The following is a 20,872-nucleotide window of genomic DNA, read 5'->3' as shown; positions in this document are numbered from 1 at the left end:
TTACGGTCCCGGTTCGGGCCGCTAAGGCAAGGCTTCACGTCGCAACGAAAACAGGGGTCGGGGGGAAACCTCCGGCCCCTTTTTCGTGGGTCAGGCCACAAGCCGCAGCGAGGAAGTGCCGCGCTTAGGCCTCAGTGAGACGTTCAAGATGCCCGGCACAGCGGCCAGCCGGTCCACCAGGTCACCATGCAGGTCGAACGCGTCGCCCAGCCGCACCAGCGGGTCCACTTCCTCGCCGATCCGCAGCCGCGCCAGCACTTCGCCATGTCCCTCCTTGCCGGGAGCGAGTGTCTCGCACAGCGCCGCCAGTGCGCCTTCGCTGTCGATCTCGCATTCCAGCACCATGCGCGATGCGCCGGTCACTTCGGCCAGCGGCTTGGCCCCGCGCACGGTGATGCGCGGCGGATCGTCGGGACTGGGCTTGTCGAGTTCGACGTTGAGCAGCACGCAGGCACCATCGGCGGCCCAGCGCTGGAAGGCCTCGACCAGCCCTTCCTCGAAACAGGCGGCGGTGAACTGGCCCGTGCTGTCGGAGAAAGTGGCGCGCACGAAATCCGCCCCGCGCTTGGTCCGGCCCTTGCTGACGCTTTCGACCAGCGCCGCCATCACCCCTTGTGTCCGCTCGCCCATCACATCGCCCTGCATCAGCGAGGCATAGGTCCGCGCGCCGTGGCTGGAGGCGACCATGCGGAATTCCGTGACGGGATGGGCGGCAAAATAGAACCCGAAGCTCTCGCGCTCGGCCTCCATCTGCTCGGCACGGCTCCACGGCGTGGCGGCGGCGAGGCGCAGGCCGGGTTCGGCATGGTCCTCGCCGCCGAACAGGCCCGCCTGACCGCTCGTCCGCTCGCGGGAGGCGGCATCGGCCACGGCGAGCAGCATCTCGGCATTGGCGATCACGGCGGCGCGGTTGGGCTCAAGGCTGTCGAGTGCGCCTGCGCCCGCCAGGCCTTCAAGCTGGCGCCGGTTCATCGATCCGGCGGGTGTGCGGCGGAACAGGTCTTCCAGGCTCTCGTAGGCCCCGTTTGCCTCCCGCTCGGCCACGATCTGGTCCATCGCCTTTTCGCCGACGTTGCGGATGCCCGCCATGCCATAGCGCACGGCGTGGCCTTCGTCGGTCTGCTCGACGCTGAATTCGGCTTCGGAGCGGTTGATGTCCGGCCCCAGCAGCACCACGCCATTGCGGCGCGCATCGTCCACGAACACGCTCAGCTTTTCGGACTGGTGCATGTCGAAGCACATCGAGGCGGCGTAGAATTCCTCCGGATAGTGCGTTTTCACCCAGGCGGTCTGGTAGGACAGCACGGCATAGGCGGCCGCGTGGCTCTTGTTGAAGCCGTAGCCGGCAAACTTGTCGATCAAGTCGAACAGCACGTTCGCCTCGCGCTGCTCGATCTGCGACACTTCCAAACAGCCATCGACGAACCGCTGGCGCTGGGCGTCCATTTCGGCCTGGACCTTCTTGCCCATGGCGCGGCGCAACAGGTCGGCATCGCCCAGCGAGTATCCCGCCAGGATCTGCGCTGCCTGCATCACCTGTTCCTGGTACACGAAAATGCCGTAGGTTTCGGCCAAGATGCCTTCCAGCTTGGGATGCGGATATTCGATCGGCGCCTCGCCGTTCTTGCGCTTGCCGAACAGCGGGATGTTGTCCATCGGGCCGGGGCGGTATAGCGAGACGAGCGCGATGATGTCCTCGAACACGGTCGGCCGCACCTGCGCCAGGGTGCGCCGCATACCTTCGGATTCCAGCTGGAACACGCCCACGGTGTCGCCGCGCTTCATCAGGGTGTAGACCGCCGCATCGTCCATCGGCAGCTTGTCCGGATCGACCGTGATGCCGCGCCGCGCCAGCAGGTCCATCGCCTTGCGCAGCACCGACAGGGTTTTCAGCCCGAGGAAGTCGAACTTGACGAGGCCGGTGTCCTCCACATGCTTCATGTCGAACTGCGTCACCGGCATGTCGGACCGCGGATCGCGATACAGCGGGACCAGTTGCGACAGCGGCCGGTCGCCGATCACCACGCCCGCGGCATGGGTGGAGCTATTGCGCGGGAAGCCTTCGAGCTGCAGCGCCAGATCCACCAGCCGCTTCACCTCGTTGTCGTTCTCGTACTCGCGCCGGAAGTCGGCCGCGCCGTTGAGGGTGCGCGCGAGGGTCCACGGATCGGTCGGATGGTTGGGCACCATCTTGGTGAGCCGGTCCACCTGGCCATAGGGCATCTGCAGGATCCGCCCGCAATCGCGCAGCACGGCGCGGGCCTTCATCTTGCCGAAGGTGATGATCTGGGCGACCTTGTCATGCCCATAGCGATCCTGGACATAGCGGATCACCTCGCCCCGCCGGGTTTCGCAGAAGTCGATATCGAAGTCGGGCATCGACACGCGTTCCGGGTTGAGAAAGCGTTCGAACAGCAGGCCCAGTTTGAGCGGATCGAGATCGGTGATGGTCAGCGACCATGCCACCAGCGAACCCGCACCCGAACCGCGACCCGGCCCCACCGGAATGCCCTGCGCCTTGGCCCACTTGATGAAATCGGCCACGATCAGGAAGTAGCCGGGAAAACCCATCCGGCTGATCACGTCCACTTCGAAAGCGAGCCGGTCGGTATAGACCTTCAGTTCCTCCTCGCTCATCGGCGGATAGTGTTCCAGCCGCGCGGCCAGCCCCGCCTGCGCGTCTTCTGCCAGCAGCCGCGCCTCGCCTTCGATATCGCCGGCAAGGCTTGGCAGGATCGGCTTGCGCTTGACCGGCGCATAGGCGCAGCGTTGTGCCACCACCAGGGTATTGGCCGTCGCTTCGGGCAGGTCGGCGAACAGTTCGCCCATCATCCGGTCGGACTTGACCCATGCTTCGGGCGAGGAACGCGGGCGGTCGGAACTGTCGAGCTGGGTCGAATTGGCGATGCAGAGCATGGCATCGTGCGCCGGGTGCATATGCGGATCGGCGAAATTGGCCGGGTTGGTGGCGACCAGCGGCAGATCGAGGGCATAGGCAAGGTCCACCAGCGCTTCTTCCGCTGCATCCTCCACCTCGTTCCCGCGCCGGGCCACTTCGATATAGAACCGGCCGGGGAACAGCGCGGCAAGGTGGCGCGCCAGCCCATCGGCCCGGTCAGCCTTGCCTGCAGCGCACAGCCGCGTCACCCCGCCCTCTGCTCCGCCGGACAGCGCTATCAGCCCATCGGTCCGCCCTGCAAGGTCAGCCAGCGCGACATGCGGTTCCAGTTCCAGCGGCCGGTCTAGGTGCGCGCGGCTGACGAGATGGCACAGGTTGAGCCAGCCCCCCTCGTCCTGCGCAAACAGCGGAAGGTAGTCGATCGGCCCGCCCTCTTCGCGCGCCACGCCCAGCAGCGCGCCGATGATCGGCTGGATCCCATAATCCTTCGCTGCGGAGGCAAACATGGTGGCGCCATAGAGCCCGTTGCGGTCGCAAATCGCCACGGCGGGAAAGCCGCGCTCCTTGGCCAGCTTGGCAATGGCCTTGGGATCGATCGCGCCTTCTAGCATCGAATAGCTGGAGAACACGCGCAAGGGGACAAAGGGTGCAAAGGCCATCGCCCGAATGTGCGGCCTGCCGAGCATGCGATCAAGCGCTGACGGCGATCGCTTGGGGAAAAAGGACTGGCTATTAGGCAGCACGGAAATTTCATGTATGCTGCTTTCACCAGACAATCGTTGGGGGACGAAACAATGGCTGAAATGCCGCAAAAAGCACAGGGCAACGAACTCGTTGCGCGGGCCAAGGCTATCCTGCTGGAGCCGACCGCCGAATGGGCGAAAATCGCGACAGAGACCGACAAGCCCAAGGATCTTTTCCTTAGCTATGCCCTGCCACTGGCGGTGATCAGCCCGCTGGCCAGCTTTATCGGCGGGCAGGTGTTTGGCCTTGGCGCAATGGGCATCAGTATCAACGTCGGCCTCGCCAGCGGCCTGACATCGCCGTGGTCAGCTTCGTGCTGTCACTGGTGAGCCTGTGGGTCGTGGCCTATGTCGCAAACTATCTCAGCCCCAGGTTCGGCGGCAGGGATGACTATCCCGCCGCCTTCCGGCTGGTAACCTATAGCTGGACAGCCGCATGGCTGGCGGGAATCTTCGGGCTGATCCCGATGCTCTCCATCCTTGGCATCCTGGGGCTCTACAGCCTCTACCTGCTCTACAAGGGCGCGACCCCGGTGATGGGCGTGCCGCAGGACAAGGCGGTGGGCTTCACCGCCGTGACGATCATTGCGGCAATCGTCGCGATGTTCCTGGTCAACCTGGTGATCGGCCTGTTCACCGCACCTACGATGATGGCAGGGACGATGGGCAGCGGAATGGGTGACAGGATGTCGATCGACATGGGCGAAAGCGGTCGCATCGATTCGAATGCCGACGGCACGATGACGATCACCGGACCTGACGGTGAAACGATGACCATCACCATCGACACCAACGAGGCCGAATAGGCCGGTTCGAACCCTAAACCGCTGCGTCCAGCCGGCCTTCGTGCAGCCGCACTACCCGGTCCATCCGGGCAGCCAACCGCTCGTTGTGGGTGGCGACGAGGGCCGCGCTGCCGTGGCCGCGGACCAGCTCGATGAACTGTTCGAACACCTTTTCGGATGTCTTCTCGTCAAGGTTGCCGGTCGGCTCGTCGGCCAGCACCAGCTTCGGGCTGTTGGCCAGCGCCCTTCCCACGGCCACGCGCTGCTGCTCGCCGCCCGAAAGCTGGCTTGGCCGGTGGGTCAAGCGGTGGCCCATGCCGAGCGAGGTGAGCAGTTCAGACGCGCGCAGTTCCGCCTCGGCGCGGGTCTTGCCGATCAGCAGTTGCGGGATCACGACGTTTTCCAGCGCGGTGAAATCGGGCAGCAGGTGGTGGAACTGGTAAATGAAGCCAAGGTGATCGCGCCTCAGCGTGGTGCGCTCTGCTGAAGAGACATTGCTGGCATCGACCCCTGCCATGCAGATCATGCCCGAAAAGCCGCCTTCCAGCAGGCCCACGGCCTGGAGCATGGTGGACTTGCCCGAGCCCGACGGCCCCAGCAGCGCCACGATCTCGCCCGGCATGACATCGAGGTTCACCCCGCGCAGGACTTCGATCACCTCGCCGCCCTGCTCGAAATTGCGGGCGACGTTCCGCAAGGATACAATCGGCTCACTCATAACGCAGCACCTCGACCGGATCGGTATTGGCCGCACGCCATGCGGGATAGAGCGTGGCGAGGAAGGCCATGCCCATCGCCGAACATGCTATAACCACCACCTCGATTGCGTTCACCCGCGCGGGCAGTTCGGTCAGGAAGCGGACCTGCGGATCCCACAGCTGGACGTTGAGCAGGAATTCGATCCCGTTGACGATAGCCTGGCGGAAGAACAGCACCAGCAGGCCCAGCGCCACGCCGGCCAGCGTGCCGATGGCGCCAACGACCGACCCGGTGGTGACGAAGATCTTGAGCAGGCTCTGCCGCCGCGCGCCCATGGTGCGCATGATGGCGATGTCGCGGGTCTTGCTGCGGACCAGCATGACCAGCGACGACAGGATATTGAACGCCGCCACCAGCACGATGATGCCCAGCGCAAAGGCCATGGCCACCCGTTCCACCTGCAAGGCTTCGAACAGCGAGGCGTTCATGTCCTGCCAGACGGTCACGATGGCGCGCCCGGTCAGGGCTTCGGACACCGGTTCCATGATCTGGTGCGTCTGGTCGGGATCGCGGGTAGTCACCTCGATGGCGCTGATCGTATTGCCCATCAGCATCAGCGTCTGCGCGCTTTCCATCGGCATGACGACCATGCGCTCGTCGAAATCGTAGATCCCAACTTCGAATATGGCGGTGATGGTATAACCGATCTGGCGCGGAACGGTGCCGAACGGCGTGGTGCGCCCCTGCGGATTGATGATCGTCAGCACGTCACCCACGCGCGCGCCCATCTTGGTGGCGAGGCGCGAACCGATGGCGATGTTGCGCTCTCCCGGCTCAAGCGAGGCAAGATCGCCCATCAGCACGCTGGGAGTCAGCCGCCCGATATCCGCCGGCAGGTTGCCACGCACGATGACCGCATCGGCGCGGCCGTTGAAACTGGCGAGCAGCGGCTGTTCGACCATCGGCGTGGCACGCGTAACGCCGGGCGTTTCCTGCACCTGGCGCAGCACGTCCTCCCACCCTTCCAGCCTCCCGCCATAGGCCTGGACCACGGCATGGCCATTCAGGCTGGTGATGCGGTCGATCAGTTCGGCGCGGAAGCCGTTCATCACGCTCATCACGATGACCAGCATGGCAACCGACAGCATGACCACGCCGATGGAGATCGACGCGACCAGCGTGATCACCGCCTCGCTGCGGCCAGGCAGCATATAGCGCTTGGCTATGGTCCATTCGAAGGGGGAGAGTAGCATGGACCGGGTGCCTAGGCGGCAGGCTGGTGCATGTAAACCGCGCGTTCGTGGCTGAAGGCCTTGAACCCGAAATAGCCGTGATAGCTGCCGGTCCCGCTGGAGTTCACGCCGCCGAACGGCAGGTTGTTTTCGAGGTAATGCGAGAACACCCCGTTCACCGTCACCCCGCCCGACGAGGTGCGGTCGAGCACGCGCTGCACATTGGCCTCGTTGGGGCTGAACACATAGAGCGCCAGCGGCTTGTCGCGCGAGGCGACATAATCGATCGCCTGGTCCAGCGTGTCATAGGTCATCACCGGCAGGACGGGGGCGAAGATCTCTTCCTGCAGGATGGCCATCTGCGGGGTGACATCGGTCAACATGGTGGGGGCAATGGTGAGGTCCGCCTCGTCCATCGTGCCGCCAACGGCCACCTTTGCGCCCTTGGCCACGGCATCGTCCACCATGCCTTTCACCCGGTCGAAATTGCGGCGGTTGACGATCTGGGCGATGGCGGCCTTGTTGATCTCACCACCCTCGCCCACGAGGTTCTTCTCCACATTGGCGCGGAAGCCATCGACAAGTGCGGCCTTCTGGTCCTCGCGCACGAAGACATAGTCGGGGCAGATGCAGGCCTGGCCGCCGTTGAACTGCTTGGCTGCTGCAAGCGCGGCAGCAATGGCGCCCACATCGGCGCCCTCGTCCACGATCACTGGCGACTTGCCGCCCAGCTCCAGCGTGACACCGGCAAGATGCTTGGCAGCAGCAGCCATCACCACCTTGCCGACGCGGGTGGAGCCGGTGAAGAAGATGTGGTTGAACGGCAGTTCCAGCAGCGCCTCGGCCACATCGACCTCGCCCTCGAACACGGCGACCTCGTTCTCCTCGAACACTTCGTCCACGATCACCTTGGCGATGCGGGCGGCATTCGGGCACAGGTCGGTCAGCTTCAGGATGGCACAGTTGCCCGCAGCCACCGCAGCGGCAAGTGGCCCGAACACCAGGCCGAGCGGGAAATTCCACGGCCCCAGGATCAGGCACACACCGCGTGCCTCATAGGAAATCATCGCCTTGTCGGTCACCACCTTGCTGGGCGTGACCATGGTGGGCTTCATCCAGTCTTCGAGGTTGTCGATGATGAGCTGGATATTGCCGAGGATGTTGAGCACCTCGGTGACGCGGATCTCGCCTTCGGGCTTGCGGGTATCGGCTAGGACGGCGGCAACGATATCGTCGGCATGGGCCTCGACCGCTGCCTTGAGCTTGACCAGCTTGGCCTTGCGCACATCGGCGCTGCTCGCCTTCACATCCCACTGGTGCGCCTGCTGCAAGGCGAAAATGCGGGCGATATCGGCGGACTGGTCGATTGCGGTGGACATGGATGCTCCCGTGGAATGCTGTTGTTATGCGCCCCATATGGCATCCCGCCGGACGAATGCCAGTTCTTGCGTTGCTGCGACGAGCGCTAGTCGCGTCCGCGATCGGCGATGCCGGGGATATCGGGCTCGATCGTGTCGATCTCGGTTTCCGGCACCTCGACGATCCCGCGCGCCATGTGGCTGCGGCTGCGGCTGTAACCAAAGTAGATCACCAGCCCGATCAGCGTCCAGATCGGCAGGACCAGCATGGCGTCGCGCGGCAGGTTGAGGAACAGGAACAGGCAGCCCGCCACGGTCAGCGGGCCGATCACCACCAACCCCGGCACGCGGAAACTGCGCTTCACGCCGGGGCCTGTGCGGCGCAGGACCATGACCGCAATGGCCACCATGCCAAAGGCATAGAGCGTGCCCGCATTGGCAATATCGGCCAGCGCGCCCACCGGGAAGAAGGCGGCGGCAACAGCCACAACCGCGCCGGTGATGGCGGTTACGACATAGGGGGTCTTCCACTTCGGGTGCACTTTCGACAGGCCATCGGGCAGCAGGCCGTCGCGGCTCATCACGAAGAAGATGCGGGTCTGGGCGTAAAGCAGCACCAGGATCACCGAAGGCAGGGCCAGGATCGCCGCATAGCCCACCATCTTGCCCACTGTGCCAAAGCCGATCTGGCGCAGCACATGGGCCAGCGCCTCGTTCGAGCAGACCAGCGCATCGGCATATTGCGGCAAGGCGCATTGGCGCGCCAGCTCGGCCGAACCTGCGGGGAAAGGTACGCCGTTCGGCCCCATGATCGGCTGCCCCCCGATTGTCCCGATGGCCCCTCCCGCCACCAGGATGTAGAACAGCGTGCAGAACAACAGCGATCCCACCAGCCCGATGGGCACGTTGCGCTGCGGGTCCTTGGTCTCTTCCGCCGCCGTCGCCACGGCATCGAAGCCGACATAGGCAAAGAAGATCGTCGCCGCCGCTCCGACCGCACCCACGCCCGTGCCCCAGCCGCCGAAAATGCCGGCCGGGAGGAAGGGATTGAAGCGATCGGTGTCGAATTCGCTGCTGCTCAGCGTCAAGGCAATAAACGCGGTGAGTGCGCTGACCTTGATCAGCACCAGCACGGCATTGACCTTGGCGCTCTCGCTGGTGCCGATAATCAGCAGCCCGGTGATCAGCAGGGCAATGACCATGGCAGGCAGGTTGATAAGCCCGCCCGGCGCGCCGCCCAGGGCAAGCGGCCCCGCCGTAAGCCAGGCGGGAAGCGCGATGTCGAAGGTATCGTTGAGGATCGTCCCGGCAAAATAGCCCGACCAGCCGACCGACACGGCAGCAGCGGCAATGGCGAATTCCAGCACCAGGGCCCATCCCACGGTCCAGGCCAGCAATTCGCCCATCGTGGCATAGGAATAGGTATAGGCAGACCCCGCCACCGGGATCATCGAGGCGATCTCGGCATAGCACAGCGCGGCCACGATGCAGACCAGTCCGGCGATCACGAAGGCCAGCATCAGGCCCGGCCCGGCCTTCTGCGCCCCGGCGGATGTCAGCACAAAGATGCCCGTGCCGATGATGCAGCCGATGCCGAACAGCATCAACTGGAAGGCGCCCAGCGAGCGGTGCAGGCTCTTTTTCTCGGCGGCGGCAAGGATGGCGGATAGCGGCTTTATGCGGTCGAACAGCATTTGGACGATCCCCGTCGGATGGCTGCGGGCCTCCCCCGCGCATCGGTCTGAACACCACAGGTTTGTAACGCAAATGCGTGGCCCGGCAATTGCCTCGTTGCTGTTGTCCTCAACCGCCGCGCAGCAATGTTACGCCCCAGTCGCGTTCGAGCAGATAGAGCAGCGTCCGCGCCGCCTGCCCGCGCGGGCTCTCCAGGCCGCCGTCACGCTCGACCAGCAGTCTGGCATCGTCGTTCGCGGTCTCCAGCAGGCGCGTGACCTGCTCCAGCGTGGCAATGTTGAACGCTTCGTCGCCCGATTGCCGGGTGCCGAGCAGTTCGCCGCCGCCACGCAGGGCCAGATCCTCCTCGGCCAGGCGGAAGCCATCCTGCGTCTCGCGCATCAAGGCGAGGCGTGCCCGGCCCGTTTCGCTGAGTTCGTCGCCGCGCAGCAACAGGCAGGTGCTCTTGCCGCTGCCGCGACCCACGCGGCCGCGCAACTGGTGCAACTGGGCAAGGCCGAAGCGTTCGGCCTGCTCGATCACCATCAGGGTCGATGTGGGCACGTCCACGCCCACCTCGATCACTGTCGTCGCCACCAGCAGCCGTGCCTCGCCCGCGGCAAAGCGCGCCATGGCGGCGTCCTTGCGTTCCGGCGGCAATTGCCCGTGAAGAAGTTCCACCGCATCGCCGAAGCGGTGCTTCAGCGCCGCATAGCGCGCCTCGGCAGCAGCAGTATCGTCCACCTCGTTGTCGCGCACCATGGGGCAGACCCAGTAAGCCTGCTGGCCCGATGACAGGTGCCGCTCAACCCCTGCCACCACATCCTCCATGCGGGTGGCGGAGACCACGCGGGTGTCGATCGGCTGGCGGCCCGGCGGCATCTCGTCCAGCCTGCTCACGTCCATCTCGCCATATTGCGCCAATACCAGCGTGCGCGGGATCGGGGTGGCGGTCATGGCGAGGGTATGCGGAGTGACACGGCCCTTCTGCGTCAGCAGCAGGCGCTGGCTCACCCCGAAACGGTGCTGCTCGTCGATCACCACCAGCCCGAGGTTGCGGTAGCTCACCGTGTCCTGGAAGATCGAATGGGTGCCCACGACAATGTCGATCGAGCCATCGACCAGTCCCATCAGCACGGATTCGCGCGCCCTGCCCTTGTCGCGCCCGGTCAGGATGGCGATTTCGACGCCGGTCGGCGCGGCCAGCTTGCGCAGGGTATCATAGTGCTGGCGGGCGAGGATTTCGGTCGGCGCCAGCAAGGCCGCTTGCGCGCCTGCCTCTACTGCCATCAGCATGGCTTCCAGCGCCACCACGGTCTTGCCCGCCCCCACATCGCCCTGCAGCAGGCGCAGCATGGGCGTGTCTTGCGCCATGTCGCCTTCGATTTCGGCCAGCGACCGCTTCTGCGCGCCGGTCAGCGGGAACGGCAATTGCAGCAGGTCGCGCCGCGAACCATCCCCCTTCAGCGCCTGCCCCCGCCGCTTGCGGTTGGCCTGCCGCACCAGCATCAGCGCGAGCGCATTGGCGAACAACTCGTCATAGGCGAGGCGATCACGCGCCTGCGGATGGTCGCTGCGGTGGGCCAGCATCAGGGCATCGCGCCATGACGGCAACTTCATCTTGCCCAACAGTCCCGGCTCGATCCATTCGGCGAGGTCGGGCGCGCGTTCCAGCGCCTGGGCCACCATGCCCGCCATGCGCGGCTGGGTGAGGCCTTCTGCCAGACGGAAAACCGGCTCCATCAGGTTGCCTGCCAGCCCGGCACTGTCGGGCGAAATATGGTCCGGATGGACCATCTGCAGCATGTCGCCATAGCGATCCAGCCGCCCCGCCACCCAGCGCTTCTCGCCCACCGGCAGCTGCTTCTTGGCGGTATAGCTCGCCTTGCCGAACCACGTGAGCGCGCAGATGTTGCCCTTGGCATCCTGCGCCAGCACACGATAGGGCCCGCGCCCCGTGCCGCTGCTGCGATGTTCGATGGGCGTGAGCGCAATGACGATCTGCTCGCCCTCGCTCGCTTCATCGAGGTCGGTGACGCTGCGGCGCATGACGAAGCGCTCGGGCAGGTGATAGGCCACATCGCGCAACCGGGTGAGCCGCAGCTTCTCCAGCGGCTTCTTCAGCTTGGGCCCCACGCCATCGAGGCTGTCGGTTTCGGCGAACAGCGGGTTGAGGATATCGGGGCGCATGAGCAGACCCTAGCGGATCGTTTGGCGAGACGGTAGAAGGCAGGCATGAACCTTTCCCCCGATCACTCCACCCGGCCAGATTTCGAAAGGCGAATGGCCCGCATGAAATTCCGCGCCTGGCACCGCGGCACGCGCGAGGCCGACTACATGATCGGCGGCTACTTCGATGCCCACCACGCCGGGTGGGACGAAGCGGCGATGCTCTGGTTCGAAGCGCTGATCGACGAGGACGATGTCGATGTCATGGCCTGGGCCCTGGGAACCGCGCCCGCGCCCGAGCGGTTCCACGGCCCGATGCTCGAAGCGCTGCAGCGGATCGACTACGTAAGGATCTGACCTTCGGGCGGGGTAGCGCTGGTTGGTGGCCTGCGCTATCGGCCCGCAGACGAACAGCAGCGACACCCCCTCCCCGTCCGGGCAGGGGGTATTTGCCTTTGCACGGAACAGCTTCCCCATGCCCGATTTCGCCCGCATCCTGTCTGCCAAACAGCCGCTGACGCTGGCCTCGGTCGCGCGCGGCGCGCAGCCGCTGGTGCTGGCCGACCTGGCGCGGGCGGCACAGGCCGCGGCGAAGAGCGGGCGGGCCGTGTTCATCGCACCTGACGATGCGGCCATGCGCGCCGTGGCCGATGCCGCGCAGTTCTTTGCGCCCGAACTCGAAGTCATCGACTTCCCCGCGTGGGACTGCCTGCCGTTCGACCGCGCCAGCCCCGCCCTGTCGGTCTCGGCCCGGCGGCTGTCGGCCCTATACCGCTTGCAGGCGCCGCAGCGCGGGCCGCAACTGGTCATCACCACGATCAACGCCGTGCTCCAGCGCGTGCTCACCCCGTTCCGTATCCGCGAAAGCGTGCGCGAACTGAAGCCCGGCGTGGTGATCGGGCACGAGAGCCTGGCCGGGCTGCTCCAGCGGCAGGGCTATACCCGTAGCGATACCGTGGTCGATGCAGGCGAGTTCGCCGTACGCGGGTCGATCTTCGATATCTACCCTTCGGGCCTCGATGGCGGGCTGCGGCTCGATTTCTTCGGCGACGAGCTGGAAAGCCTGCGCCTGTTCGATCCCGCCACCCAGCGCACCACCGGCACGGTCGAAGGCCACCTGCTGCTGCCCGCCAGCGAGGCCCTGCTCGATGAAGCAACGATCAAGCGCTTCCGCAGCCATTACCGCGAGACCTTCGGTGCCACGGCCACGCAGGATCCGCTGTACGAAGCGGTGAGCGACGGGCGGCGGCTGGCGGGCATGGAGCACTGGTTGCCGCTGTTCGAGGACAAGCTGGCGACCATTTTTGACTACCTCACCCCGCAGGACCAGGTGGTGATCGAAGGCACAGCCATGCAAGCATCGGAAGAACGCCTGACCGACATCGCCGATTACCACCGCCAGCGGCGCGAGATCGCCGGCCAGGCCAAGGGCTCCTACCGCCCGCTCGATCCGGCGGCGCTCTACCTGCGGCGCGAGGAACTGGCGGCGGCCACGGCTGCCCTGCCGATCCACCGCTCCAGCATCTTTGCCGAGCCGGAAAGCGACAAGGTAATCGACTTCGGGTTCCGCTCGGCCCGCGATTTCGCGCCCGAACGATCCGCCGGGAAGAACGCCTACGAGGCGGCAGCCAAGCACTTTGCCGCGCTGGCCCGGGTGGGCAAGCGGCCGCTGCTGGCGGCCTACTCCGAGGGCTCACGCAGCCGCATCGCCTCGATCATGGCCGAGGCGGGCACCGATGTGCTGCTGGCTGACAACTGGCAGGATGCGCTGGGCAAGTCTGCCAAGGGGAAAGCGGTGGCCATGGTGCTGCCGCTCGACACCGGCTTTGCCAATGACGAGCTGGAACTGGTCACCGAACAGGACTTGCTGGGCGATCGCCTCGTCCGCCGCCGCAAGAAGCAGAAGGATGCCGACGCCTTCCTGGCCGAATTGCAGGCCCTGCGCAGTGGCGACCTGGTGGTCCACATGGATCACGGCATCGGCAAGTACCTCGGTCTCGAACCCATCGCGGCGGGCAAGAGCCTGCATGATTGCGTGATGCTGGAATATGCCGGCGGCGACAAACTCTACATCCCGGTGGAGAATATCGACGTCCTCTCGCGCTATGGCAGCAGTGAGGAAGGCGCCGCGCTCGACCGGCTGGGCGGCGAGGCTTGGCAGCGCCGCCGCGCGCGCCTGAAGGAGCGCATCCGCGAGATTGCCGGCGAACTGATGCTGGTGGCCGCCGAACGCGCGCTGAAGCAGGCCCCCGTGCTGGAGCCGGACGAAAACGGTTACAACCAGTTCGTCGACCGCTTCCCCTGGGCCGAAACCGAGGACCAGGAAGCCGCCATTTCGGACGTGCTGATGGACCTGGCCGAGGGCAAGCCGATGGACCGGCTGGTCTGCGGCGATGTCGGCTTCGGCAAGACCGAAGTGGCCCTGCGCGCCGCATTCGTGGCGGCCATGGCCGGGCAGCAGGTGGCGGTCGTTGCCCCCACCACGCTGCTAGCCCGCCAGCACTACAACGGCTTTGTCGAGCGGTTTAGCGGCTTCCCGCTACAGATCGGCCGCCTCTCCCGCCTCGTCCCCGCCGCCGAGATGAAGGCCACGCGAGAAGGGCTGGAGGCGGGCCAGGTGGACGTGGTGATCGGCACCCACGCGATCCTGTCGAAGAATACCAAGTTCAAGGACCTGGGCCTCGTCATCGTGGACGAGGAGCAGCGGTTCGGGGTGAACCACAAGGAGCGGCTGAAGCAGCTGCGCACCGATGTCCACGTCCTCACCCTTACCGCCACGCCGATCCCCCGCACGCTGCAGATGGCGATGAGCGGATTGCGTGAGCTCAGCACCATCCAGACCCCGCCGGTCGATCGCCTGGCGGTGCGGACCTATGTGATGGAATGGGATGACATGGTGATGCGCGAAGCCCTGCTGCGCGAACATCACCGCGGCGGGCAGAGCTTCATCGTGGTGCCGCGCATTTCCGACATGGAGCAGGTGAGCGACTGGCTGCACGAGAACGTGCCCGAAATCCGCTTCGTCGCCGCCCACGGGCAGATGAGCCCCAGCGAAGTGGAAGAGCGGATGAGCGCCTTCTACGAGAAGAAATACGAAGTGCTGTTGAGCACGACCATTGTCGAGAGCGGCCTCGATATCCCGTCCGCCAATACCATTATCATCCACCGCGCCGACCGCTTCGGCCTGGCCCAGCTATACCAGCTGCGTGGCCGCGTGGGCCGGTCGAAGATCCGCGCCTATGCCTATCTCACCACGCCTGCCGACACCAGCTTGAGCGAAGTGGCGCAGAAGCGGCTGAAGGTGCTGGGCGACCTCGATTCGCTGGGGGCGGGCTTCCAGCTTGCCAGCCACGACCTCGACATTCGCGGCGCGGGCAACCTCCTGGGTGACGAGCAATCGGGCCACATCCGCGAAGTGGGCTTTGAACTCTACCAGTCGATGCTGGAAGACGCGATCCTGGCGGCCAAGGCCGGTGCCATGGGGCTGGAACGGGCGCGCGAGGCCTTCAGCCCGCAGATCACCGTCGATGCCCCGATCATGATCCCGGACGACTATGTACCCGACCTCGCCGTGCGCATGGCGCTGTACCGCCGCCTCAACGACGCACGCGACAAGGCCGAGATCGAAGGCATGGCGGCAGAGATGATCGACCGTTTCGGCGCCCTGCCCGAAGCGACGAAGAACCTGGTCCGCCTGATCGAGATCAAGCACCAGGCCATCGAAGCCTGCATTGCCAAGATCGATGTCGGCGCCCGCGGTACGCTGGTGACATTCCACAACGACGATTTCCCCGATCCCATGGGCCTCATCGCCTATGTCGAGCGGCTCAATGCCAAGGCCAAGGGCACGGCCCGCCTGCGGCCCGACATGAAGCTGGTGATCGAACGTGCCTGGGGCGATCCGCAATCCCGTTTGAACGGGCTGTTGCAGCTGACCAAGGGGTTGAGCGGAATCGTGAAGAAGGCGGCTAAGGCGGGTTAGGCTGCGACCAGCGCGGCAAAGTCTGCCGCCGGAACCGCCCTCGCCCCCAGATAGCCCTGCCAACTGGCGCAGCCTTCGCGCACCACGGCGTCGCGCTGGGCCTTCGTCTCCACCCCCTCGGCAATGACCGCCAGGTCCAGTGCAGAGGCCAGCGCCACGATGCCGCGCAGCACTTCGAGGTCGCGCCGGTCATCGGCAATGCCCTCGATCATCGAACGGTCTAGCTTGAGATAGTGCAGCGGCAGTTTCTTGAGGTAGCGGAAGTTGCAGAACCCCGCGCCGAAATCATCCAGCGCCACCTTGATCCCCAGGTCCACCAGTTGCCCCAGCCGCTCCGCCGAACGGTCCAGTTCCAGCACCAGCGCCTGTTCGGTAATCTCCAGCGTCAGCCGTTCGGGCGCAAAGCCGGTGCGGCACAGGGCTGCGGCGACCACATCGGGAAAGCCCGGCGTGGCGAGGTCGCCTGCGGTAATGTTGAGCGACAGGCGCAGGTCCTTGGGCCAGTCGCAGGCCACAGTCAGCGCGCGGTCCATCACGTGGTCGGACAGCACGCGCACCAGGCCGGAACGGGCAGCGATACGGAACAGCTCGTCGCCCGCCACTGTCCCGCGATCGGGATGATGCCAGCGCGCAAGTGCCTCCGCTCCCGTTATCCCGCCGGTCTCGCAGCCATATTGCGGCTGGAACAATACCTCCACCGTCCCCGCAGCAATGGCGGCGGCGAGGTCTGCCGCCAGCGGGTGCTCGACAGCGGCGCGCCGGTCATGGCGCAGCCTGCGTTCGGCGGCGGTTTCGGCAGATGTTCGGGTGGAAGACATGGGCGGCAGATGGACGAGCGCTGCCCATTCGTCACGCCCGGATAAGCGGCGCGTTGCAAATCGGGACGGCGGCACTACTGTCCGCGCCTGATGACCGATGCGAGCACCTTCATTGACATGGACCGGCTGGCCCTGCTGGCCTCGCCGACCGACCGCGCGCGCGAGGCTGCCGAGGCCTTGCATGGCTGCATGCCATGGGTGCCGCTGAACCAGGCGAGCGCCATGGTGGTGCTGGGGGGCGACGGGTTCATGCTCGACGCCTTGCACGGCATGCTGGACGATGGGCACATATTGCCCGCCTATGGCCTCAACCTTGGCACGGTGGGCTTCCTGATGAACCGCCACCGCGGGTGCGACGGGCTGGCCAAACGCATCGCCAAGGCCCGTCCGCTCACCGTCTGCCCCTTGCGGATGGAAGCGGTGACGCAGGATGGCGAGCGGCACACCAGCTGCGCCATCAACGAAGTCAGCCTGCTGCGCGAAACCCGCCAGACCGCCAAGATCGAGATCAGCGTCAACGGCAAGGTGCGCGTGCCCGAACTGATGGGCGATGGCGTGCTGCTGGCAACGCCGGTTGGCTCTACCGCCTACAACCTGTCCGCCCACGGCCCGATCCTGCCGCTCGATTCGGCCATGCTGGCGCTCACCCCGATCAGCCCGTTCCGCCCGCGTCGCTGGCGCGGGGCGATCCTGCCCGATCGCAGCAGGGTAAGCTTCCGCATCCGCGAGCCCGCCAAGCGCCCGGTGGCCGTGGTGGCAGATCAGAAGGAATACCGCGACATCGCCGAGGTCCACGTCGAAATCGCCCGCGACATGGAGATGCAGCTATTGTTCGACCCCGGTCATGCGCTTGACGAACGGATCGTGGCCGAACAATTCGTCGTCTGACCACTACCACGGGGTTGCAAATCGGAATCGCGGCCAATATAGGCTCGCCCTGCCTTCGGGTTGCTCCCCGATAGCTCAGCGGTAGAGTAGGTGACTGTTAATCACTTGGCCGTAGGTTCGAATCCTACTCGGGGAGCCATTTTCTGACCAGCCCGGGCGCTTCCAGGCCTCAGCCTCATCCAGCAGAGAGCGCGCTGTGCCGTTCATGCGGCATGTGCTGCGACAACACCATGTTCGGCCGTGTCATCGTCACCCAGTGGGAAGCGGTCAAGCTGCGCGCCCGCGGGATTGATGTCACCACCTATGACGACGGCGAACGCAGCTTCGCCCAACCCTGTCCGCGTCTGTCAGGCGACGGCTGCGGCATCTACAAAAGCCGCCCTCACACCTGCCGCTCCTATGTCTGCGAAACGATCAACGCCCTGCGCGCCGGGCATATCGACGCCGGTGCCGCGCAGGACCGGATCGACCGGACGCTCGCCGCCCGCGCCGCGCTGGTCCCGCAGGCAGGCGATGAAGACCTGTTCGAATACCGCAACCGCGTGACCGACGCACTGGAGGAAGGCGAACCGGCCTCCGCCATTCCCGCCTGCACGCCCGAACTGGTGCGGCTGGAGACCCTGCTCAACCGCTGGTTCCGCACCGATGATTACGCCAAGCGGGTGCCTGACGAGGACTGAGCCTATTCCGGCTTCCTGAACCGCAGCGCGAACTTCTCGCTGGTCGGCTGCGCCTCGCGTGGGTTTACGTCGCGCGGGTCATCGGGATTGAGCAGCAGGTCGCTGGTCGCTTCCAGCACGAAGCCGGCGCTGGTCACCTGGCCGATCACCGCCATCGGGTCGATCCGGTGGATGGTCGAGGTGGCGGACAGGCCGGTGCCCGGTGCAGAGTGATCCTCCACGAAGTAGATCCCGCCGGGCTTCAGCACGCGGTCAATGCCGGCATTGACCACGCCGATGTCGCCGTTGGCGAGATCGTGGTAGTTCTCGGTCGTCCAGACGAGGTCCACCTGCTCGGGCAGGCTCAGCGCGTCATAGCCTTCGACCACGATCACCTCGACATTTCCATATTCAGCGGCCAGCGCGTTGATGGCATCAAGCCCGCCGAGGCGGCTGGCGAAGAAGCTGGGCATCAGGGCATAGACCTTGCCTTGCGGCCCCACGCTTGCGGCCAGAACGCGGGTGTAATAGCCGCCGCCGGGGGCGATCTCGGCGATGGTCATGCCGGGTTCGACCCCGGCGAAATGGGTGATTTCGGCCGGTTTGCGCAAGGGGTCGCGCGCCACGTCGGCTTCGGGGCGGCGGTCGTCCGCCACGGCGGCGGCGATGGCGGCGGCAGCGCCTGCATGGTTGTTGGCATAGGCCACGCCGCTGGAAGCCAGCAGCGCAACAGCAATGGCAGAGGTAATGGCGCGTTTCATGGCTGATCCTCCTAAAGTGGGTCAGAGGCTATCTGTTGGCCGCGCGATAGCAAGCCTCAATTTGTAACCGGCGTGCCCGCGCGCTGCCGGTCGAGCAGGCGCACCGCCTGCATGGCCACGATGGCCACCAGTCCGATCATCACCGCACCCGCATACCACGGCGCATCGTGTCCCACGGCGCTGTAGATCAGGCCGAACAGCGGCGGTGCGACGATCCGCCCCACGGCGTTCGACGCCATCAGCAGGCCCATGACGCTGCCCTGCCGCTCACCCGGCGTATTGCGGCTGAGCAGCGCGCCGACGCCGGGAAAGGCCAGGCTGTGGCCGGTCATCAAGAGGCCCATCAGCAGCACGCCCGAAACCGGCGTGCGCAGGATCGGCTGCAGCAGCATCGACAGCGCCAGCAGCGCCAGCCCCATCACGATCACCCGCGCCTCGCCATAACGCGCCACCAGCGGGCCGATCAGGACCAGCTGGGCGAACAGTCCGCCGCTGCCGATGGCGAGGAAGGCGAGGCCTAGGTCGCGGGCGGACCAGCCGAAGTTCTCCTCGCTCCACAGGCCATAGATTGCCTCCATGGAGGCAAAGGCAGCAATGCCGAAGAAGCCGATCACGAACAGCCGCGACAACAGGCCATCGGCGGCAACGAAGCGAAAGGCATCGGAATATTTCGGCAGGGGACGGCCCTCGCCCGCCGGTTGGGCCGCATCGCGCAGCACCAGGGCGCACCACAGGCTCGCCATGATCGACAGCACGCCCGCGACGAATATGGGCAGGCGGAAGCTGGCGGCGACAACTTCCTCGCCCGCCAGCAGCCCGCCCAGCACCGGCCCGAAGGCAAAGCCCAGGCTGAAGGCCGCGCCGAAATAGCCCAATGTCTTGGCGCGCTTTTCCGGTGCGGACACGTCGGCAATAAAGCCCGTGCAGACGCCCAGCGTGCCCGAGAAGAAGCCGCTGAATATGCGGATCAGCACTGCCGCCCACAGGCCCGGGGCATAGGCGAAGGCGAAATAGCTGAGGCCTGCCACCAGCGTGGTCAGCGCCAGCACCCGGCTGCGGCCCCAGATGTCGGACTTGCGGCCCCAGTATATCTCGCCGAACACGTTGCCGAAGGAATAGGCGGCGAACAGCAGGCCGATCTCGTGCGGGCGGGCATCGAACACCTGGCCATAGAACGGCAGCAGCGGCAGGATCAGGCTGAACCCGGCGATGTTGATGAACACTGCCACCAGCAGCGGGGCGAGTATCGCCCATTGTTTCCTATCCACGGTATCGCGGCTCCGGCAAGCCGGTAACACCGAGGCCGTCGATCACATAGTTCCACCCGTCACCATCCGCCGGTTCCCGCCCGAGGAAAGACGGATCGATCGAAGGCACGAACAGCCGGTCGAGATTAGGGCCGAAGAACATGCAGCTGGCCGGTAGCCGCGTGGGCATGGCGATCTCGCGCACGACCTCTCCTGCTGGCGAGATACACAGCACCACCCCGCCCTCGCAGATTGCCACCCACAGGTTGCCCTGGGCATCCACCGTCGCGCCATCAGGGATCGGACCCCAGGCGCTGCTGTCGAAGAACGGGCGGCGGTTGGTGGCACTGCCGGTGGCTAGGTCATAGTCATAGGCATAGATGACATGGGCCATGCTGTCCGCGTGGTAGAGCGTGGCGTTGTCGGCCGACCAGCAGGGGCCGTTGCCGAGGGTCAGGCCGCTGTCGAGTTGTCGTAGCGCTCCCCCATCGAGTGAATAGAGCCCGCCCAGCGGCTCGGCAGCCTTGCGGTGGCTGGTGCCGAACACGAAGCGGCCTGCGCGGTCCACCTTGCCATCGGCCAGCTGGATCGCCGGATCGGCGGGCTCTATCAGGGCCAGCGGAGTAACCGCGCCACTATCGAAGTCGAGAGCGTGGATGCCATCGACCAAAGCGACAATCGCCCCGCCCTGCTCGCACAAGGCCATGGAGCCGATCATCTGCGGCACGGCCCATTCGGCCTGCGCGCCGCTTTCCGGATGCCAGCGCAAGACCTTCTGATCGAGGATGTCGATGTAGTACATCGCCTGTTCGGCCACGTCCCACACCGGACCTTCGCCCACCGAACGGCGGGGCAGTTCAAGCCGGGTTATTTCCATCGCGCATCCCCTTCCCGTGCCAGACAATAACGAACGTTACTGTTCTGGCAAGCCGGGAAGGGTCATGCGATGGTTGCGCGG

16 protein-coding genes and 1 tRNA gene are annotated in these 20,872 nt (G+C 65.7%); 7 read left to right on the top strand and 10 right to left on the bottom strand.

All coding sequences use genetic code 11. From position 1 onward, the window contains the following. Positions 1-90: 90 nt before the first annotated feature. A complete protein-coding gene (gene dnaE, locus M3P36_RS10095) occupies positions 91-3,558 on the bottom strand; it encodes a DNA polymerase III subunit alpha (RefSeq protein ID WP_249703121.1) in 3,468 nt (1,155 codons plus the stop codon). Between the two features lie 135 nt (positions 3,559-3,693). On the opposite strand from dnaE, the gene M3P36_RS10090 reads away from it, so the two are divergent. Together M3P36_RS10090 and M3P36_RS10085 are read left to right on the top strand one after the other, a co-directional pair. Then, positions 3,694-3,972: a hypothetical protein gene (locus M3P36_RS10090; protein ID WP_249703120.1), complete on the top strand. Its 279-nt coding sequence runs from the start codon at positions 3,694-3,696 to the stop codon at positions 3,970-3,972. Further along, the gene (locus tag M3P36_RS10085) at positions 3,969-4,448 is read left to right on the top strand and encodes a YIP1 family protein (RefSeq protein ID WP_249703119.1); all 480 of its coding nucleotides are present in this window, start codon (positions 3,969-3,971) and stop codon (positions 4,446-4,448) included. The genes M3P36_RS10090 and M3P36_RS10085 overlap by 4 nt, the downstream gene beginning before the upstream one ends. 13 nt (positions 4,449-4,461) lie before the next feature. Here M3P36_RS10085 and M3P36_RS10080 read toward each other — a convergent pair whose 3' ends face one another. The 5 genes from M3P36_RS10080 to recG all read right to left on the bottom strand — a co-directional run bounded on the left by M3P36_RS10080 (position 4,462) and on the right by recG (position 11,580). Further along, complete coding sequence (locus M3P36_RS10080; protein WP_249703118.1) at positions 4,462-5,145, bottom strand: ABC transporter ATP-binding protein; 684 nt, start codon at positions 5,143-5,145, stop codon at positions 4,462-4,464. After that, positions 5,138-6,379, bottom strand: coding sequence for a lipoprotein-releasing ABC transporter permease subunit (locus M3P36_RS10075; RefSeq protein WP_249703117.1), 1,242 nt, complete (start codon positions 6,377-6,379; stop codon positions 5,138-5,140). The genes M3P36_RS10080 and M3P36_RS10075 overlap by 8 nt, the downstream gene beginning before the upstream one ends. 11 nt (positions 6,380-6,390) lie before the next feature. Beyond that, on the bottom strand, positions 6,391-7,737 hold the full coding sequence (locus M3P36_RS10070) for an aldehyde dehydrogenase family protein (RefSeq protein WP_249703116.1): 1,347 nt from the start codon (positions 7,735-7,737) through the stop codon (positions 6,391-6,393). Positions 7,738-7,823: 86 nt separating this feature from the next. Beyond that, the gene (locus tag M3P36_RS10065; RefSeq protein ID WP_249703115.1) at positions 7,824-9,410 is read right to left on the bottom strand and encodes an amino acid permease; all 1,587 of its coding nucleotides are present in this window, start codon (positions 9,408-9,410) and stop codon (positions 7,824-7,826) included. Positions 9,411-9,519: 109 nt separating this feature from the next. Beyond that, the gene (recG, locus tag M3P36_RS10060; protein ID WP_249703114.1) at positions 9,520-11,580 is read right to left on the bottom strand and encodes an ATP-dependent DNA helicase RecG; all 2,061 of its coding nucleotides are present in this window, start codon (positions 11,578-11,580) and stop codon (positions 9,520-9,522) included. 102 nt (positions 11,581-11,682) lie between these two features. Between recG and M3P36_RS10055 the strand changes: the two genes are divergently transcribed. Both M3P36_RS10055 and mfd read left to right on the top strand, forming a co-directional pair. Next, the gene (locus M3P36_RS10055) at positions 11,683-11,916 is read left to right on the top strand and encodes an FAD assembly factor SdhE (protein ID WP_249703113.1); all 234 of its coding nucleotides are present in this window, start codon (positions 11,683-11,685) and stop codon (positions 11,914-11,916) included. A gap of 118 nt (positions 11,917-12,034) precedes the next feature. After that, the gene (gene mfd, locus M3P36_RS10050; protein ID WP_249703112.1) at positions 12,035-15,541 is read left to right on the top strand and encodes a transcription-repair coupling factor; all 3,507 of its coding nucleotides are present in this window, start codon (positions 12,035-12,037) and stop codon (positions 15,539-15,541) included. Here mfd and M3P36_RS10045 read toward each other — a convergent pair. Beyond that, positions 15,538-16,359 carry an EAL domain-containing protein gene (locus tag M3P36_RS10045; RefSeq protein WP_249703111.1) on the bottom strand — a complete coding sequence of 274 codons (822 nt, stop codon included), beginning with the start codon at positions 16,357-16,359 and terminating at the stop codon, positions 15,538-15,540. The genes mfd and M3P36_RS10045 overlap by 4 nt on opposite strands. A gap of 90 nt (positions 16,360-16,449) precedes the next feature. Here M3P36_RS10045 and M3P36_RS10040 point away from each other — a divergent pair, with 90 nt between their 5' ends. The 3 genes from M3P36_RS10040 to M3P36_RS10030 all read left to right on the top strand — a co-directional run bounded on the left by M3P36_RS10040 (position 16,450) and on the right by M3P36_RS10030 (position 17,927). Next, entirely contained in the window at positions 16,450-17,247 is a 798-nt protein-coding gene (locus tag M3P36_RS10040) for an NAD kinase (protein ID WP_249703110.1), read from the top strand. Positions 17,248-17,311: 64 nt separating this feature from the next. Further along, positions 17,312-17,386, top strand: a tRNA-Asn gene (locus tag M3P36_RS10035). Between the two features lie 4 nt (positions 17,387-17,390). After that, positions 17,391-17,927, top strand: coding sequence for a YkgJ family cysteine cluster protein (locus tag M3P36_RS10030; RefSeq protein WP_349630567.1), 537 nt, complete (start codon positions 17,391-17,393; stop codon positions 17,925-17,927). Between the two features lie 2 nt (positions 17,928-17,929). On the opposite strand, the gene M3P36_RS10025 is transcribed toward M3P36_RS10030, so the two are convergent. Genes M3P36_RS10025 through M3P36_RS10015 form a run of 3 tightly spaced genes read right to left on the bottom strand, consistent with a single transcriptional unit; the run spans position 17,930 to position 20,791 of the window. Further along, entirely contained in the window at positions 17,930-18,667 is a 738-nt protein-coding gene (locus tag M3P36_RS10025; protein WP_249703108.1) for a class I SAM-dependent methyltransferase, read from the bottom strand. A 56-nt stretch (positions 18,668-18,723) separates the two neighbouring features. Further along, complete coding sequence (locus M3P36_RS10020; protein ID WP_249703107.1) at positions 18,724-19,935, bottom strand: MFS transporter; 1,212 nt, start codon at positions 19,933-19,935, stop codon at positions 18,724-18,726. Further along, on the bottom strand, positions 19,928-20,791 hold the full coding sequence (locus tag M3P36_RS10015; protein WP_249703106.1) for an SMP-30/gluconolactonase/LRE family protein: 864 nt from the start codon (positions 20,789-20,791) through the stop codon (positions 19,928-19,930). Before M3P36_RS10015 ends, M3P36_RS10020 begins: the two co-directional genes overlap by 8 nt. Positions 20,792-20,872 lie beyond the last annotated feature (81 nt).

It is taken from the genome of Altererythrobacter sp. KTW20L, from assembly GCF_023501975.1.
In the GTDB taxonomy this organism is placed as follows: domain Bacteria; phylum Pseudomonadota; class Alphaproteobacteria; order Sphingomonadales; family Sphingomonadaceae; genus Alteraurantiacibacter.
Note: the sequence above shows the minus strand (reverse complement) of the source record. Positions and strands in the feature narration are given on the sequence as shown.